The sequence below is a fragment of the Marinobacter sp. F4216 genome (assembly GCF_019931195.1).
Lineage (GTDB): Bacteria > Pseudomonadota > Gammaproteobacteria > Pseudomonadales > Oleiphilaceae > Marinobacter > Marinobacter suaedae.
In genome coordinates this window covers 665,735-682,278 of the sequence record NZ_JAIOUO010000003.1, presented here as the reverse complement: position 1 = coordinate 682,278, position 16,544 = coordinate 665,735, and the positions used below count along the sequence as shown (strand labels likewise).

The 16,544-nt window shown below is 58.4% G+C and carries 14 protein-coding genes; 7 read left to right on the top strand and 7 right to left on the bottom strand.

Annotated elements, in window-relative coordinates:
* Nucleotides 1-72: 72 nt before the first annotated feature.
* Nucleotides 73-1,326: an OmpP1/FadL family transporter gene (locus K8I84_RS08695; RefSeq protein ID WP_223794352.1), complete on the bottom strand. Its 1,254-nt coding sequence runs from the start codon at nucleotides 1,324-1,326 to the stop codon at nucleotides 73-75.
* Between the two features lie 195 nt (nucleotides 1,327-1,521).
* Between K8I84_RS08695 and K8I84_RS08690 the strand changes: the two genes are divergently transcribed.
* The gene (locus K8I84_RS08690; protein ID WP_223794351.1) at nucleotides 1,522-2,934 is read left to right on the top strand and encodes a YihY/virulence factor BrkB family protein; all 1,413 of its coding nucleotides are present in this window, start codon (nucleotides 1,522-1,524) and stop codon (nucleotides 2,932-2,934) included.
* Nucleotides 2,935-2,965: 31 nt separating this feature from the next.
* On the opposite strand, the gene K8I84_RS08685 is transcribed toward K8I84_RS08690, so the two are convergent.
* The 3 genes from K8I84_RS08685 to K8I84_RS08675 form a co-directional block, all read right to left on the bottom strand.
* The gene (locus K8I84_RS08685) at nucleotides 2,966-4,195 is read right to left on the bottom strand and encodes a DUF445 domain-containing protein (RefSeq protein ID WP_223794350.1); all 1,230 of its coding nucleotides are present in this window, start codon (nucleotides 4,193-4,195) and stop codon (nucleotides 2,966-2,968) included.
* A 130-nt stretch (nucleotides 4,196-4,325) separates the two neighbouring features.
* A complete protein-coding gene (locus K8I84_RS08680; protein ID WP_223794349.1) occupies nucleotides 4,326-5,066 on the bottom strand; it encodes a 16S rRNA (uracil(1498)-N(3))-methyltransferase in 741 nt (246 codons plus the stop codon).
* A 17-nt stretch (nucleotides 5,067-5,083) separates the two neighbouring features.
* On the bottom strand, nucleotides 5,084-6,433 hold the full coding sequence (locus tag K8I84_RS08675) for an adenosylmethionine--8-amino-7-oxononanoate transaminase (RefSeq protein WP_223794348.1): 1,350 nt from the start codon (nucleotides 6,431-6,433) through the stop codon (nucleotides 5,084-5,086).
* A gap of 172 nt (nucleotides 6,434-6,605) precedes the next feature.
* Between K8I84_RS08675 and K8I84_RS08670 the strand changes: the two genes are divergently transcribed.
* The gene (locus K8I84_RS08670; RefSeq protein WP_223794347.1) at nucleotides 6,606-6,761 is read left to right on the top strand and encodes a hypothetical protein; all 156 of its coding nucleotides are present in this window, start codon (nucleotides 6,606-6,608) and stop codon (nucleotides 6,759-6,761) included.
* A 71-nt stretch (nucleotides 6,762-6,832) separates the two neighbouring features.
* Here the strand turns inward: K8I84_RS08670 and K8I84_RS08665 are convergent, their stop codons facing one another.
* Complete coding sequence (locus K8I84_RS08665) at nucleotides 6,833-7,450, bottom strand: TetR/AcrR family transcriptional regulator (protein ID WP_223794346.1); 618 nt, start codon at nucleotides 7,448-7,450, stop codon at nucleotides 6,833-6,835.
* Between the two features lie 201 nt (nucleotides 7,451-7,651).
* Between K8I84_RS08665 and K8I84_RS08660 the strand changes: the two genes are divergently transcribed.
* On the top strand, nucleotides 7,652-8,590 hold the full coding sequence (locus K8I84_RS08660; RefSeq protein WP_223794345.1) for a homocysteine S-methyltransferase family protein: 939 nt from the start codon (nucleotides 7,652-7,654) through the stop codon (nucleotides 8,588-8,590).
* A 64-nt stretch (nucleotides 8,591-8,654) separates the two neighbouring features.
* Here the strand turns inward: K8I84_RS08660 and K8I84_RS08655 are convergent, their stop codons facing one another.
* Both K8I84_RS08655 and cysK read right to left on the bottom strand, forming a co-directional pair.
* Nucleotides 8,655-9,266 (bottom strand): carboxymuconolactone decarboxylase family protein, encoded by a 612-nt coding sequence (locus K8I84_RS08655; protein ID WP_223794344.1) that lies wholly within the window; start codon nucleotides 9,264-9,266, stop codon nucleotides 8,655-8,657.
* Between the two features lie 19 nt (nucleotides 9,267-9,285).
* On the bottom strand, nucleotides 9,286-10,782 hold the full coding sequence (gene cysK, locus K8I84_RS08650; RefSeq protein WP_223794343.1) for a cysteine synthase A: 1,497 nt from the start codon (nucleotides 10,780-10,782) through the stop codon (nucleotides 9,286-9,288).
* A 179-nt stretch (nucleotides 10,783-10,961) separates the two neighbouring features.
* On the opposite strand from cysK, the gene K8I84_RS08645 reads away from it, so the two are divergent.
* The 4 genes from K8I84_RS08645 to K8I84_RS08630 all read left to right on the top strand — a co-directional run bounded on the left by K8I84_RS08645 (nucleotide 10,962) and on the right by K8I84_RS08630 (nucleotide 16,478).
* Entirely contained in the window at nucleotides 10,962-13,958 is a 2,997-nt protein-coding gene (locus K8I84_RS08645; RefSeq protein WP_223794342.1) for an ATP-binding protein, read from the top strand.
* Nucleotides 13,959-13,992: 34 nt separating this feature from the next.
* On the top strand, nucleotides 13,993-14,505 hold the full coding sequence (locus K8I84_RS08640; protein ID WP_223794341.1) for a DUF4242 domain-containing protein: 513 nt from the start codon (nucleotides 13,993-13,995) through the stop codon (nucleotides 14,503-14,505).
* A gap of 129 nt (nucleotides 14,506-14,634) precedes the next feature.
* Nucleotides 14,635-15,201: an OsmC family protein gene (locus K8I84_RS08635; RefSeq protein ID WP_223794340.1), complete on the top strand. Its 567-nt coding sequence runs from the start codon at nucleotides 14,635-14,637 to the stop codon at nucleotides 15,199-15,201.
* Nucleotides 15,198-16,478, top strand: coding sequence for an NAD(P)-binding domain-containing protein (locus K8I84_RS08630; protein ID WP_223794339.1), 1,281 nt, complete (start codon nucleotides 15,198-15,200; stop codon nucleotides 16,476-16,478). The genes K8I84_RS08635 and K8I84_RS08630 overlap by 4 nt, the downstream gene beginning before the upstream one ends.
* The last annotated feature ends 66 nt before the right edge of the window (nucleotides 16,479-16,544 follow it).

The window sequence follows — 16,544 nt, the reverse complement described above, 5'->3', positions numbered from 1 at the left end:
CCAAATAAAAAAGCCCCGGCAGTGCCGGGGCGAGTGAGATCGTCCGTTGTTTATCTCAATTTCTATACCGTCCTAGAAGCTCCAGCCGACGCTGGCGGAGGCGCCGACCTGGTACATCTCCAGAGCAATGGTCTGGTTAGGTGACAGCGGATTGGGGCCCTTCACTTCTTTGGCTGGTGAATAGAACACCATGCCGGACAACTGCAGATCTGCGGTGAGGTTGTGAGTGAAACCACCAGTGACATGCCACTCCTGAACGCCCGGGGCCAGGATGTTGAACAGCACATCTTCACTGGAAATCGGGTTCTTGCCGTAGCTTATGCCAGCGCGCCAGGCATGCTCCCTGGTCTGCTGCCACTGCCAGCCCAGCTTGTAGGCAGTCATGTCGTCCCAGCCAAAACCGGCGCCGTCATCGTTGCCCAGCTGGGCGGTCTGCAGGTTCGGCAGCAGCGGGTTACCCACACTGTCAATTTCGCTGTAGCGGATGTGCTGAACATCCAGCAGGATCCAGTGATCCTGAATCCCAGACCAGGCTATGCCCGCCTTGAACATCTGGGGAATATCGAAGTCCCCCTGCCTGGCAAAGAGGCCCTGATACTTGTCGAATTCGTTCATGTGCAGGATGTTGCGCCAGCTGACGCCGCCGCGCAGGGTGTCGGTGATTTCACCCTGCCATCCGATCTGGAAACCGTAACCCCAGGCATCGTCGGTGCCGTTGTCGGTCAGCGCGTCAGGGTCGGAAGAGAAGGGCGCAAACTGGCTCAGTCCCTTGGCCTCGAACTGCTGATAGGCAATCAGGGGGGAAATACCGAAGGCCTGATTGTCCGCGAATTCCCAGGACCAGGTCGGCGCGATAAATACCTGCTTGAGGTCGACACCGGTGCGGCCACCATAAAAGGGACCGCCGTTCTTGCCGGGGTACGAGGTGTTCATGCCACCGTTGGCAAACACCGATACGCCGAGTGTGTGCTCGTCGGTGACCTGCCGGTTAAAGCCGAGGTGCGGAATCACGAAACCGTTACGGCTGCTTTTATAGGTGCCCGGCTGCAGTGAAAAGGCGGGAGGCGCCTGAACCGTTCCCTCAACTTCATACTGGCGTCTGGGCGAGAAGATCTCGAATCCACCGTCCATCCGGTCACCTACAAACGCCATACCGGCGGGGTTGGTCGCGGCGGCAATGCTGTCCTGTCCCAGGGCTGTTCCGGCACCGGCCATGCCTTTGTTGATGGTGCCGTAGCCGTGGGCAAAGTAACCGTTGGTTGCCAGGGCGGCACCCGGAGCGATGGCGGTGGCCGCAACGAGGGCCAGAGAATACTGCAGACGCATAAAGGAACACCTGTTCGGAAAAATTCGTCAATTTCGCAGACATTTCTACAGGAATCGCTATATAACTGGAAGTAAATTCATGCCATATGGTTATGCAGTCTGGTTAGGTTCGCAATTGGCCTGGAATTGGCCATACTCTGTTGTGTCAGGTATCTGCCTGATATTCTGTGTAAAACCGTGACAACAGGATGTTGAGTGGCTTCTTCCCAAATGAAAGACCGGCTGAAGGCCGTAGAAACGTGGATACTCGCCAACCCCAATCCACCGACGCAGTGGCCGTGGACCTGGCTCTATAAATCCGGGCGCACCTCCTATGCGTTAATCCGGGATGTCCTCAGTGGTCACCTGACCCTTCACGCCATGGGGCTGGTCTACACCACCTTGCTGAGTATCGTGCCCTTGCTGGCGCTCAGTTTCTCGGTACTGAAGGCAATGGGGGTGCACCAGCGAATCGAGCCTTTCCTGTTTCAGTTTTTCGAGCCCATGGGGCCCCAGGGGCTGGAAATAGCCGAACAGATTCTCGGCTTCGTGGACAATATGAAGGTGGGGGTCCTGGGTTCTCTCGGCCTGGCCCTGCTGGTTTACACCGTGATCTCCCTGCTGCAAAAGATCGAACGTTCCTTCAACATGATCTGGCGAGTGCCGGATATGCGTTCGCTGGGGCAGCGTTTCAGCAATTACCTGAGCGTGATCATGGTGGGGCCGCTGCTGATGGTGTCGGCCATTGGTGTCAGTGCCACCATTTTCTCCTCCACGTTCGTTCAGAAACTCATCGCCATCGAACCGTTCGGGTCGGCCATCCTGATGTTGAGCCGGTTAACGCCATTCTTCCTGGTGGTCGGTGCCTTCACCTTCGTCTACATTTTCATGCCCAATACCCGGGTCAAACTCAAGTACGCCTTTATTGGCGGGCTGGTGGCCGGGGTGTCCTGGCAGGCGGCCGGCATGTTGTTCGCCTCCTTCGTTGCCGGGTCAGCGAAGTACGCAGCCATCTATTCCAGCTTTGCCATCGGTATCATCCTGTTGATCTGGACATACCTTAACTGGCTGATCCTGTTGCTGGGTGCCAGCCTGACCTTCTATTTGCAGAACCCGGGATCGGTGGCCAAGCGTCGGCAGGTTCAGCTGGCGCCCGAGTTGCAGGAAAAGGTGGCACTGTCGCTCATGTGGCTGGTGTCCGTGCCGTTCACCAAAGGTGAGGCTGCGCCTCAGCAAGAGGAACTGGAGCAACGGTTGCGAGTGCCGGGCGAGGTCACACGCGGGGTGAGTGACAAACTCATCCGGGCTGGATTGTTATCGCTGGCGGGTCGTCAGGGAGACCAGCTGGTGCCTGGCCGGGTGCTGGATCGCATCACCATTAATGATGTGCTTTCTGCGGTTCGTCAGGATGAGGATCGGGTGGTCGATCGTTTGCCCTTTCCGATCCCGCTCAAGGAGATTCGCGGAGAGCACGATCTGTTTGACAAAACCTTTGCCGAACTTGCCAGGGATCCTGACCTGGTGGACCGCGCGGTGAAGGATGGTGAAGAGGCTGACGGGCAAGATGAAGAGTCTACTGAGCCGGCCGAAAAGTTGACTCCGCAAGGTGAAGAGACGGCCCGACCGTAATAAGGGTGGTGCCGTCGGATAAGGCGGGCGGTCAGAGCACCGCCTGACCGAATACGAACACCAGCTGGAAGATACCCGCGGTCATCCCCAGGAAAGCGCCCACTAGAATCAACTTGATTTCATCTTCCTGGAAACAGGGCCGCAACAGGTCCTGGAATTCCTCAGACGACAACGCCGTCATGCGTTCCACCATAATCGATTCCACCGCCCGCGCCCGGTCCTGCTCGAACACCGGGTTGTTGAACGACGTCTTTGAAATCTCGATGGCCTTTTCCCCAACCTGGTTCTTCAGGGTGGCAAATCCGGTGGGGCCGAACGCCACCTGGGTCAGTGCCTTGCCCATGCCAGCGGTTTCGTCCACCAGAGGTTTGATGTGTTTCTTGACCATGTTTCGGGCGCGGTCGCCTTTTGGGCCATCCAGAATGGCGCGAATAATATTTCCCACCGTCAGGATTTCATGGGTCACGATGTGGCAAAAGGATTCGGCCACTTCCGGCTGGCGCTTTAGGAACAGTCCCTGAATCTTGAGTGGCCCAACTTTCCTGGCATGCAGTGGCCGGAAGATGACGTTCAGGGCAATCCAGTTGGTGGCCCAGCCCACGAGCAAGCCGAAGAAGGGCAGCACCCACCAGACCGGATAGAAATACCAGACGGCCATCTGGATGAGACCGAACAGGAAACCGAAATACAGGCCGGAGTTGATGATGAAGCGGAACTCCACCTCGCCGCATTCCAGAAAGATCCGGTTCAGAAGCCGCTTGTCCCTGGCCAGGCGGTCAATGACCATGCCTTTGATGTCGAGGAGATCCTCAATGTTGTCCGATAGATCTTCCACCAGATTGTCGACCAGCTGAGGGGTCGCCTTTCTGACTCGCTCGTACACCATCTTGCGCGCGGAGGAGGGCAGGTTTTCCCAGAAGGTCGGGTGCTCCTTTGCCATCATTTCATCCACGTATTCCTCGATACGGGGGTCCACCGAGCTGACGATGTGTGTGGCCAGCACCTTCGGGTCGATCTGCTGGAAAATTTCATCCACGGTGCCAATTTTCGCGATGGTGGCGTCGACGCTCTTGGCCGCCATTTTCCGGGCCTTGGACGGGATGATGCCCTGCCAGCCAAAGATGGGCGGTTTGCCGACGAATTCCAGAGGGTAGAAGGTCATTTTGATGGCCAGCCAGTTGGTGGTCCAGCCAATCAGGGCGGCAATCACAGGGATACTGAGGTATTGCCAGAACTCAGGGTTGGTGAACAAACTCGTCATCCGTAACTCGCGCTAGGTGGTTCTTTCGTATCGTTTTTGAGCCCGTCAGGCAGGCGATTGACTCAGCATCATGTGTGTCAACCTCAGGCCTGTCAATGACTTGGGCGCCAGTCTGAGACGGCTGTACCGGTCAGGTAGGATTGCCGTAATCACCCCACAACCACTGACACAGGGCGATGGCGGCAACAGGAGCGGTTTCGGTGCGCAGGACGCGCGGCCCCAGAGCGACCGGGTGGAAACCGGACTGCTCGGCCATGGCAATTTCGTCGGCAGTCAGCCCACCCTCGGGGCCCACCATCAGGGCAACACTGGCCGGCGGCGTCATCGATGACAGGGATTGTTCGGTCCGGTGGTGAAGAACCAGGCGCAGATTGCATTCGCGGCTGTGTTCCAGCCACTGGTCAATGGTCATGACCGGCAGGATGTCAGGAACCCGGGCGCGGCCACATTGTTCGGCGGCACTGATGGCCACCGACTGCCAATGCCGCAGGCGTTTTTCTTCCCGGTCACCCTTGAGCTTTACATCGCACCGTTCGGTGGTCAGCGGCACGATCTGCGTCACGCCCATTTCAACGGCTTTCTGCACGGCGTAATCCATGCGGTCGCCCTTGGAGAGGGATTGGCCAAGAACAATGGAAAGTGAGGATTCTGTCGGATTGTCGACCGGTGTGCCCACGGACACCGCGACCCGCTTCTTGCCGGATTCGGCGATGGTGGCCGGATAGTCCTTGCCGTCCCCGTTGAACAGAAGCAGTTCCTGCCCGGGTTGCATGCGCAATACGCGGCCCACGTGCTGGGCCGCGTTGTCATCCAGATCCGTAGTCACGCCTTCGCCCAGGGGGGAATCCGTATAGATGCGGGGGATGCGCATGGTGGTCGGGTCCTGTGTCAGTCTCGAACGGCGATTTCAATGCCTTCCGTCGCCACCTGAGCCAGATGCCGGATCTGTTCCTCGGTGATGACGTAAGGCGGCATGAAGTAAATCACATTACCCAGGGGGCGAAGCAAGGACTCGCGGGTTAATGCATGCTTGAATACCCGGATGCCCCGGCGTTCCTGCCATGGAAACGGCGTTTTCGCGGCCTTATCTTTGACCATTTCCACCGCCATGGTCATGCCGTGCTGGCGGATGTCCCCAACGTTCGGATGGTCGGCCAGGTGGGCGACGCTGTCTGCCATACAGGCGGACAAACGGCGGTTGTTCTCGATCACGTTGTCATCCCGGAAGATGTCCAGGGTGGCCAGCGCCACCGCACAGCCAAGCGGGTTGCCTGTGTAGCTGTGGGAATGCAGGAAGGCCTTCAGGGTTTCGTAGTCGTCGTAGAACGCATCGTAGACGTTGTCGGTGGTCAGCACCACCGACAACGGCAGGTAACCGGCGGTCAGTCCCTTGGACAAACACATGAAATCCGGTGTGATGCCGGATTGCTCGCAGGCAAACAGGGTGCCGGTTCGGCCAAAGCCGACGGCAATTTCATCGGCGATCAGGTGCACGCCATACTTGTCACAGGCTTCACGCAGCTTGGTGTGGTAAATCGGATGGTGCATCCGCATACCACCGGCGCACTGAATCAGCGGTTCCACCACGACGGCGCAGATGTCGTCGTGCTTTTCCGCCAGGAGTTTGTCCATGGCTTCAAACTGGCGCAGCGCGTAGGCTTCGTCGGTCTCACCCGGCTCCTTGTTGTAAGCATCGGGGGAGGGCGCCGTGAGGACTTCCATCAGCAGTGGCTGGTAGGTGTCCTTGTACAGGGCCACATCACCCAGCGCCAGGGCGCCCAGGGTTTCGCCATGGTAGCTGTTGCTCAGGTTGACGAAGTTCTTCTTGCCCGGCTTGCCGTGGTTCTTCCAGTAGTGGTAGCTCATCTTGAGCGCGGCTTCGATGGCCGAAGAACCGTTGTCTGCGTAGAAACACTTGTTCAGGCCTTCCGGTGTGACTTCGATCAGCCGTTCCGACAGGTTGACCACCGGCTCATGAGTGAAGCCCGCCAGGATAACGTGCTCCAGTTGACCCATTTGCTCCTGAATGGCTGCGTTTATGCGCGGGTTGGAATGGCCAAACAGATTCACCCACCAGGAACTCACCGCGTCGATGTAGCGATTGCCGTCGAAATCTTCCAGCCACACACCAGTGCCTTTTTTGATGGGGACGGGTGCCAGACTTTCGTGATCTTTCATCTGGGTGCAGGGGTGCCAAACGGATTTGAGATCGCGAGCGACAAGATCGGCGTTGCGCATGTAGGGTCTCCGGTCACGCTGTTTACTGCTGAATGGGGGCTGTTAACCTCGGCGGATAATACAGTTAACAGCGCTGGCTGGCCACCCTGCCAATGGGGGGAGGATCATGCGGCCAATGCTGGCGTGATCCTGCGCCTTAACAATCCCCGAAAGTTCCAATAAGGACCTGATCATGGAGCTGGAACTGAGCCATCCCTACGATGCTGGAATTGAACAGGTACCGGATGGTTTCTTATGCGAGACGAACATTTTGGAGAAAAACGCCCCCCTTGGCTCCCGCAATGCCCGGGTCAAGGAACTCACTCGCGATGACTCCTGCAGGGTCTAAGGTTCGGGCCAGTGACTCCCTCCCTGATCGGTAAAATATCGCACTCCTCGTGAGGGAGTGGTTGGCGAAGCTCACCCAAGATCCCCAAACACCAGCCGTAAATGTGTGCGATAGGCCAGCACCTGCTTCACCAGGATGGTTTTGTCCTGAAAAATCCGGGACAAAATAATCCCTCCCTCAATAGTGGTTGTGAACATATCTGCCAGCGTTTCAGTGTCGATTTCACAGACCGCAGGGTATTTCTCCTTGGCCGCTTCAAGCCGTTCGGCAATCATCTTTCGCCAGCTCAGTACGCCGCTCTTTATGAGATTCCGCACTTCATCGTCGAACTGCTGGCTTTCGTAGGTGAAGCCCGCCACAAGGCATCCGGGGTGTGCTTCGGCAAGGTCGCTCATCAGGTCCGCGAACAGTTTCAGGAAAATCAGTAGCTGGTGCAGCGGGTCTTCGCTGAGGGCATCGGCCTGCGTGAACAGGTTTTTAAAGATGGCTTTGTCGCCATCGAGGTAGTTGTTCACCAGCGCCTTCGCAAGATCACTTTTCCCGCTGAAGTGGTAGAAAAAACCGCCTTTGGTGATGGCCGCCTTTTCGAGAATGTCGTCAATGGACGTGCCGGCAAATCCCTTTTGCAGAATGACGCTCTGTGCAACCTCCAGTATCCGGTCGTGGCTGCTGTTGCTTCGGGTTGTCATGGTTTTGACCTCCTCTTAGCTATACCAAGGGTATAGCTAATTCCCGAGGATGCGCCTGAAATTTTTAGGTTTGTTTTAAGTTGTTGAAATGGTTGATTTAAGTAATCTTTATTTCCGCACTGATGGTCCACTGCTTTTGGTGACGGAGGGGCATAGACTGTCCTTTAAAACTTGCTATGACGCATTCTGAAGGAGGGCAGCATGAGCATCTACCGGGAACAACTTCCGCAATCCAGGGGCACTCTGTTCCTGACCGATGGTGGCATCGAGACTACACTCATTTTCCATAATGGCTTTGATTTGCCGTTTTTTGCGGCCTATCCGCTTCTGGACAGCGCACCGGGGCGGACAGCGTTACGTGAATACTATGAGTCTTATCTCGCCATCGCCGTTCACGGCCATCAGGGCTTTGTTCTGGAGAGCCCGACCTGGAGGGCCAACCGGGATTGGGGCGCTGAACTGGGGCATAGCGAGTCCGATCTTGATTGCTATAACCGCCTGGCGATTGAGCTTCTCGAGTCGTTGCGCAAAGAATTTTCAGTACCTGAAAGCCCAATCGTCATTAGTGGGTGCATCGGACCCAGGGGTGATGGCTACCAGGTGACCAGTCGCATGTCCGGCGAGGAGGCAAGGCAGTACCACTCACACCAGATTGCCACCTTTGCAGACACCAACGCGGACATGGTGTCGGCGATCACCATGACCTACCCGGAAGAGGCCATCGGGATTACCCTGGCGGCGCAGCATGCGGGTATTCCGGCTGTTATTTCGTTCACCACAGAGACAGACGGTCGTCTGCCCGATGGAACCATCCTGAAGGACGCCATTGAACGGGTCGACGAGGCGACGGATAACGGCCCTGCCTACTACATGATTAACTGCGCTCATCCGGATCATTTCAGCCAGGCTCTGGAGGCCGGAGAAGACTGGGTGAAACGGATACAGGGAATCCGGGCAAATGCCTCCCGCCTGAGTCATGACGAGCTGGATGCCTGCGAAGAGCTGGATGATGGGAATCCCGAGGAGCTGGGCCTGCAATACAAACAGCTTCGGAGCGCGTTCCCGAGTTTCTCCATCCTGGGGGGCTGTTGTGGCACCGACCACAGGCACATCGGGGAAATCAGCCATCACTGTCATTGAAACATGGATGGCCGGAGTGTGAGGCAGGAGCCCCCAAAAGGGGCTCCGCGCTCTGGAGGGACGTTTAGTTCTGATAGCTTCCGTAGGTCCCGTCAATCGGCTTGCCCACCACCATGCCTTCACACAGGGGCAGCCCGACTGCCGCCATTTCAGCATCCGGCAGAGCTCCGAGCCCTTCGACCAGCTTGGTGAAAAAGGCCCGGCCAGCGGCGGTAGCGACAATGTCGAACACCTCTCCATCGGTCAGGCCCGAGGCTTTCAGGCGCTGAATATCGTCGGCTTCCACACTCCCTGCATCACGGGCTACTTTCCGGGCCAATGCCATGACGGCTACATCCTGTTCAGAGAAACCGGGCGCGCTCGCTTCCTCACCGCTGGCAATCGCTAATACGTCGTCCGCACTGTAGAACCGCGCCAGCTTCGCACCATGGGCAAGGCTGCAGGCTGTACTTTTCAGTTCGACGGCTGCGGCGACCGTCGCCAGTTCGTAAAGTCTGCGATCCAGCTGTTCCCGTATGCCCCGGTGCAAGTCGGCCCACAGATCCATGGTTTTGGGGCGATGGCAAAACACCTTGGCATAACTGGGCAGAAACCCGTTTCCCTTCAGTTCAGTGTCGTACATGGCGAGGACGTCAGCGTTGGCCTCGGCCGGGTCGATGATGTTGATGAATGTCATGGCGAATCTCCTGTATCAGTTAGCTGGCGCAACGGGGCTGTATCCACTGGGGCAGCAATTTCTCGGGGTGCTTAGGAACAGAGGTGATGGCAATGCCGCTGCGGGAAAGTCTTTCCTTTAGCGAACCATCCTGAAGGGCGGCGAAGACCTCAGAGCAGCCTCCGATCCATTCGCCGCCAATAAAGACTTGTGGGATGGTGGAGACGCCCAGGCTCTCGCTGAGTACGGAGCGAATCTTGCCGCCCCGATCGTTGGCCTGGTATTCCACCGAATCGAGGTCAACGCTGCGGTAGGGCACACCCAGGCTCGTGAACAGCTTCCGAACCGCCCAGCAGAACTCGCACCATTCGAGCGCAAACATCACCACGGGTTCGTTGTCGATCAGTCGCTCGGTGTAGTCCTTAACGGAGGCATCGGTAACGATCTGGACGGGCACGGCTGCGGGGGCAGGCGGAGCCTTGGGGGCTGGCGGCAAATCGAACCTGTAGCCCTGGGTTGATCGTGACAGCGCTATCTCTTCTTCCGTCATATCTTCGGTGATATCGGCAAACAGGGGGGTCGACAGATAGCGCTCGCCGGTATCCGGCAGCATGCAGACGATGTTGGTGCCCGGCTCACTGCGCTCGGCAATGGTCAGGGCGGCCGCCAGAGTTGCGCCACTGGAAATACCGGCGAAGATGCCTTCCTCCCGGGCGAGGCGCCGGGACAGTGTCAGTGCGTCCTGTCCGTTTACCGGGATGATCTCGTCGATACAGCCGTCGGTGACGGCACCCTCCGTCAGGGAGGAAATAAAATCCGGTGCCCAGCCTTGCATCAGGTGGGGGCGGAACCGGGGGTGACTCCTGGCCACCGAGCCGTCCTGGTTCCTGACCTGGGGGATACCGCTGGCCAGTACCGGAGAGTTATCCGGTTCGGCGACGATGATCTGGGTTTGGCGGCTCTCGGCTCTCAGCACATCCGCCACGCCTTTCAAGGTGCCGCCGGTGCCATAACCGGAGACCCAGAAATGCAAAGGCTCATCCGCAAAGTCGGCCAGGATTTCCCGGGAGGTGGTCTTGCGGTGTATCTCGGCATTGGCGTCATTGTCGAACTGCCGGCACAGGTAGTAGCCATGTGCCTCCGCCAGTTCAACGGCCTTGTTGAGCATGCCGGTGCCCTTTTCCGCCGCCGGCGTCAGGATGACTTTGGCGCCAAGGAAACGCAGCAACTTGCGACGCTCCACACTGAAGTTTTCCGACATCACCACCACCAGTGGGTAGCCCTTCGCCGCGCAGACCATCGCAAGACCTATTCCTGTGTTGCCGCTGGTGGCTTCGATCACGGTTTGCCCGGGTTTCAGGTCGCCACTGCGTTCTGCCTGTTCCATAACTTCCCGTGCCATCCGGTCTTTGACTGAACCCATGGGGTTGAAAGCTTCTACCTTGACGTACACGTTCACCCCCTCGGGGGCTAACCGGTTGAGTTTCACTAGAGGGGTGTTGCCGATGGTGTCGAGAATGGAGTTGTATCGGGTCATGGGTCATCTCCTGATTGCTGATCCAGGTACCCACGGTAAGTGGGAAGCAATGGAGCCACCGTGGTAGCCACCGTGGAATTTGTTCCAATGACGACTCAAACCCAACGGCTTTGCCTTGAGTTTGTTTTCTGGCGGTTCCTATAATGATTTGACGATCAGGGCAAAGGCCGACTCATACGATGGACCTCTATCTGCATTTCCTTGGTGACATGAAGGTGATGCGCGGCGGTAAAGTGCTGGCCTTGCCACCATCCCGAAAAACCCGGGCCCTGCTGGTGTACCTGGCTATCCAGGATCGCGCCTTCCATCGCCAGTCCCTGTGCGAATTGCTGTGGGAAATCCCGGATGATCCCCGTGGCTCCCTGCGCTGGAGTCTGTCCAAGATTCGCAATCTGGTGGATTCCCAGCACGACACCCGCATTCTCGCTGACCGCAACCAGGTTCGCTTCACCCCCGCCGGCGCCCATATCGATGTCCTTGAGTTGTATCGCCTGGTGGAGGGGGATCTCAGTGACCAGCCGCTGGACGCCCTTGAACATGCCGCCAGTAGCTTTCAGGGCAACCTGCTGGAAGGCTTGGAGCTGCCTAACTTTCACCACTTCCACGCCTGGTGTGTCAGTGAACGGGACCGCATCAATGAGGCGCGTTCGACGCTTTTGCAGGAGATTGTCGACCGGCGCAGTCAAGCCGATGAGCTGGCCAGGGCCTTGCCCTATGCCCGCACCCTGGCGGTGAGTTCGCCCTATGATGAGAGCAAGCGAGCCCAGCTGATTCGCCTGCTGGTGGCCAATGGCCTTGGCGATGAAGCAGAGCAGCAGTACCGATTGGGCAATCGTCTGCTGAAGGAGGTGGGGGTTGAGTCCAGTCCGGCGCTTGTTCAGGCCCTGCACGGAGCCCCGGGTGCTGGCCGCCAGCGCCCGGAGGTGCCCCGTTCGCCCGAGCCTGAACCCGTGGCCGAGCCGATGTTCCCGCGACCCAGGACGCAGCTGGTGGGACGCGACGACGAAATCAGCCAGTTCTCAACCGCCATACGGACCTCCGTTGACCAGTCCTGCGCGATGGTCATTCTCATGCGGGGGGAGCCGGGCATTGGCAAGAGCACCCTGTTAAAGGAAGCGGCCAGGCTAACGACCGAGACCGGATTTGCGTCCTTGTCTGCGGCTGCCTTTGAGGCTGAAACCCTGCGTCCCTTTGCGCTCTGGCTGGATGCCCTGCGCCAGAATAAGGGGGAAGGCAATGCCGCATTCGCACCGGCGACCAGTCGGGAACAGCTGCTTGAGCAAATCAACACCGCTGTCCAGGCACAGCTGACCCAGAAGCCGCTGGCCCTATTCTTTGATGATGTGCAGTGGAGTGACGAGTCCAGTGCCGAGGCGCTGCATTACGTCGCCCGGATGAACCGGGATCGGCCACTCATGATTCTGCTGGCATCCAGGGAGGCCGAACTGGAAGACAACCGGGCCATGCAACGTGTGCTGAGGGGCTTGCGGCACGATCGCCTGCTGTATGAGCAGCGATTGAAGCCACTGGCCGATGCCGACGTCAGGCGCATCATAGAGCAGCGCGCGCCCGGCGCAGACAGCGACGAGTTGTGCCAGCGGTGCAGGGGGAATCCGCTGCTGGCGGTTGAGCTGGCCCGGGCCGAATTATCGGGCGGCGCAGGCGGTTCCCTGCAAGAGCTGGTGCTGGACAGGATGTCGCGAATTGATGTCGATGAGGCGGAAGTGATCCGCTGGGCGGCGTTGCTGGCACCAAGGATCTCTATTGAACGCCTCTGTCAGCTTTCTGGCCAGTCTGCCCTGGATGCCGGAACCGCCCTGGAAACCGCCGAGCGGCAATCCCTTATTCAGACCAGAGCCGGCGGATTCGAGTTTGTGCACAACCTGATCGCCCGGAGTATCTACAATGCCTTGTCACCCACCCGTCGTGCAGTGATGCATCGGCACATTGCGCTGTTGCTGGAGCAGGAATCCGCCATTGATCTGGATTACGCCTCCGACCTGGCCCACCACGCCAGCCTAAGCGGAGACACCGCGCTGGCGGTGCGGGCCTGCATCAGTGCAGGGCGCTTGTGTGCACGGTTTTTTGCCAATGAAGATGCCCGTCAGCTGGCCACTCGAGGGCTTCAGATGGTCGAGTCGTTGTCGGAGGTCGATCGTGTCTGCTACTCCATCGAACTGAACGACATTCTGCTGTCGGCCACCTGCGTGGACGACTGGGAAAAAGCTTCCGACCAGCTGGTGGTATTGGCCGAGCATGCTCTGGAATACGACGCCATTGATCACGCCCGTCGGGGATACCAGTTGGCAAGTAATCTTCGATGGTCCCACGGCCAGGGTATTCAGGCCTGGGAAAGCATGGAGCAGGCCGAGCGGGCCACCCGCAGCGGAACGGAGCGGGAGGCAGTTTCCGGTCTGGCGGAGGCGGCCCGATGCCTGGCGCTTTTGGAACGGGATCTGCCGCAGGCCGATGCCATGCTGATGGAAGCGTCTGCGCTGGCGGAAAGGAGCCGGATGCGACCACCGGCCATTCCGGCTTCGTTGGGTATGTTGCGATTCCACGAACACCGGTTTGACGATGCGCGGGCGTTGCTGCAGGAAGGCAAGGCACTGTACCGCAAGGAAGGCATGCGCCACGGGGAGTTCCAGACTTTGGAATATCTGGCGATGCTGGAGTATGAATCTGGCAATTATGTCGCCGCCAGTGCCTGTTGTGAGGAGTTGCTGCAGCTTGGCGAGAAGCTTCCCGAAGGCAGCGAAGCACCGTTTGCCCGCTGCTTCGCCGCCCTGTGCCAAATCGCACAGGGCGGGGCCGATGTCGGGTTGAATGAGGCCATCGAGCAGTTGCGCGAGGCCGACGCCAAGTTTCGCCTGGCCTATGTGTTAACACGCAGTGCGTTTCAGAGCATTGAGCGTGGAGACTGCACCTCGGCCAGTGCACGGGGGCAGGAAGCTCTGGGCTACGCGAATCTGCTGGATCGCCCCACCGAGCGCACGCTGGCCAATGCGGTTCTGGCCTATTGCCTGGCGCAGAAGGGCGATATGGACGCCAGTAAATCTCATCGTGACGCGGCGTTGTCAGAAATGCCCCATGCAGTAGCCCAGTGGGCTCTTGAACGCATTGAGCTGCTGATACCAGACGAATGCAATGCAGGATGCGATACCGCTGGAGGCTAACGATCTCCAGCCAACCCATGGGAGAGGATGCGCTTTGATTGATGTCATTGTAGAGCGATTTTACGAAACGCCGCTGTCTGATGAGGACGTCATGCAACTTGCCAGGGAGTTAGACGGCTGTCTGTCACTCTATGGTATCGAGTGGCAACAAAGCTTCCTGGGTAGCAATAGTAAGGATATGATCTGCCACTTCCGGGCACCCGACCTTGAATCACTCCGCCGGGCACTGCGCCAGTCTGGGAGTAATTTCCTGACCTCCTGGAGCAGCAGCATGCACCCGGCCGGGATAGAGGAGGCCCCGACCGTGATGGTCAGCCGCCGGTTCGATGAGCCGGTGAAAATTGAAGACCTTCAGGCCCGGGAGGATGCCCACGGTGGATGCCTGAAAGCGCACAATGTCCGCTTTGTGCATTCCTACTTTTCACAGGACAAGACCCGGATGTTGTGCCTCTACGCGGCGCCCGATGCGGAGGCGGTCCGCCATGCCCAGTATCAGGCCGGTATGCCCGTAGAAAGCATCTGGGCGTTCAAACATTTCCATCCATGACGATTTTTGTCGAAATACCACGCTTCTTACCACGGTGGTTTCCACGGTAAGGCGAGACACTTTCTCCATCGACCAATACCGGTCGACCAACAGCTCAGCCAACTTAACGAGCTGAATCAGGAGAAAGTCATGAACATGATCGCTACTCAGAAATCTGTCCACAACGGTATCAATGTTGAAGCCCTGGTAGGCGCCCGCGATGCGGTTACCCAGATGCCGGCCGCTGCCCAGTTCCAATGGCGCGCCCATTGTGAATGGGTAAACGGCACTCACTGTAACACCTCTGTGGAAGGCTTTTTTGGTCTGGGCGAGGAACAGAACCACAAACAGAAAGCCACCTTTGATGCGGATCATCCGGAAGTGTTTGCCTCCGAAGACAACGGCATCACACCGGTCGAATACATCCTGGTGGGTCTGGCCAGCTGCCTGACCGCAGGCATCGCCTCGGTGGCCCAGTACAGGAATATCCAGCTGCACTCTGTGAAGGCGTCCCTGGAAGGGGATATGGACCTGCGGGGCATCCTGGGGGCGGATGGCGATGTCCGCAATGGTTTTGGTGATGTTCGAGTGTGCTTCGACATCGACGCCGATGCCAGCCAGGAGGATATCGAAGCGCTGGTGGCTCAGTCCCAGAAGCGTTCAGCGGTGTTCGACATCCTGACCAACCCCACCAACGTTTCAGTTGTCGTAAAGTGAGCGGCGTTAACCGGGTAGATTGCGTGATCGTTGGTGCCGGTCACGCAGGACTGGCTTTCAGTGCCTGCCTGCAGGAACAGCAGATTGACCATGTACTGCTGGAACGCGGCGAAGTGGCTAACGCCTGGCTTAGCCAGCGTTGGGACTCCCTGCGCCTGCTGACACCCAACTGGCAATCGCAACTACCCGGTTACGCCTACCGGGGAGACTCGCCGGATGCCTTTATGACGGCTCAGGAAACCGCTCGTTTCATCAGTGGCTACGCCGGCGCGATCAACGCGCCGGTGCAGACCTCCACGGCGGTTCGGCGGGCGACGATCCATGGGGAAGGCTTCAAGGTGGAGACCAGCCGGGGCGACTGGCAGTGCCGGTCGCTGGTGGTGGCCAGTGGCGCCTTTGCCCGGCCGAAATTGCCGGTGTTTTCCTCCCAGTTGTCGCCGGCCATCAGCCAGTTCAGTTGCCTGCATTATCGTAATCCGCGGCAACTGCCGTACGGAGACGTGATGGTGGTGGGGGCCTCTGCAAGTGGTCTTCAGATTGCTGCGGAACTCGCACAAAGCGGTCGGGGTGTGGTGTTGTGTGCGGGTGAACACGTGCGTATGCCCCGCACCTACCGGGGGTTGGATATCCAGCGGTGGCTGCATCTGATGGGGATGCACAACGAACGATACGATCAGGTGGAGGATCTGAAGCGTCTGAGACGGTTGTCATCACCCCAGTTGATTGGCGACGTCGCACAGCGCATCTTCGATCTCAATCACGTCCGCTCGCTTGGGGTTCAGTTGGCGGGGCGTCTGGTGTCGGCCCATGGCCAGACCGTCCAGTTTTCCGGCTCGCTGCGCAATCACTGTGCGCTGGCGGATCTCAAGCTTCAGCGACTGGTTCGTCGCATTGATGACTGGGCGGATCGGCAGGACCTGCTTATGGACATTGATGACCCGGTCCCCTTCGGCCCGACACAGATAGAGTCGTCACCGCTTCTGAAACTGAATCTGGCACAGAGGAACATCCGGAGTGTGATCTGGGCCAACGGACTGCAGCCGGATTACCGCTGGCTGGACATGCCCGCCTTCGATGATAAAGGCAGGCTCAAGCACGACGGAGGTATTGCAGACATCGAAGGACTGTACGTGATGGGGTTGCCGTTCATGCGCCGCCGGAATTCGAGTTTTATTCATGGCGCCGGGGAGGATGCCCGGGAACTCTCAAGTCACCTGGTTCAATATCTGGAGTCTGTCGCATGTCCAATGGACAACTTGATGGTCGGCAATTGCTAGGTTTTCTGCAATTCAGGAGAAAAGAGTGCGCTGCCTGTCGGTCCTGTTCTCACTTGTGGGCTTGAT

Bases quoted from the DNA above. Each gene is read 5' to 3' on its own strand.
- K8I84_RS08695 (WP_223794352.1), bottom strand. From the start codon at position 1,326: ATGCGTCTGCAGTATTCTCTGGCCCTCGTTGCGGCCACCGCCATCGCT.
- K8I84_RS08680 (WP_223794349.1), bottom strand. From the start codon at position 5,066: ATGCGCATCCCCCGCATCTATACGGATTCCCCCCTGGGCGAAGGCGTG.
- K8I84_RS08675 (WP_223794348.1), bottom strand. From the start codon at position 6,433: ATGCGCAACGCCGATCTTGTCGCTCGCGATCTCAAATCCGTTTGGCAC.
- K8I84_RS08665 (WP_223794346.1), bottom strand. From the start codon at position 7,450: ATGACAACCCGAAGCAACAGCAGCCACGACCGGATACTGGAGGTTGCA.
- K8I84_RS08645 (WP_223794342.1), top strand. From the start codon at position 10,962: ATGGACCTCTATCTGCATTTCCTTGGTGACATGAAGGTGATGCGCGGC.
- K8I84_RS08670 (WP_223794347.1), top strand. From the start codon at position 6,606: ATGGAGCTGGAACTGAGCCATCCCTACGATGCTGGAATTGAACAGGTA.
- cysK (WP_223794343.1), bottom strand. From the start codon at position 10,782: ATGACCCGATACAACTCCATTCTCGACACCATCGGCAACACCCCTCTA.
- K8I84_RS08660 (WP_223794345.1), top strand. From the start codon at position 7,652: ATGAGCATCTACCGGGAACAACTTCCGCAATCCAGGGGCACTCTGTTC.
- K8I84_RS08655 (WP_223794344.1), bottom strand. From the start codon at position 9,266: ATGACATTCATCAACATCATCGACCCGGCCGAGGCCAACGCTGACGTC.
- K8I84_RS08635 (WP_223794340.1), top strand. From the start codon at position 14,635: ATGAACATGATCGCTACTCAGAAATCTGTCCACAACGGTATCAATGTT.
- K8I84_RS08685 (WP_223794350.1), bottom strand. From the start codon at position 4,195: ATGACGAGTTTGTTCACCAACCCTGAGTTCTGGCAATACCTCAGTATC.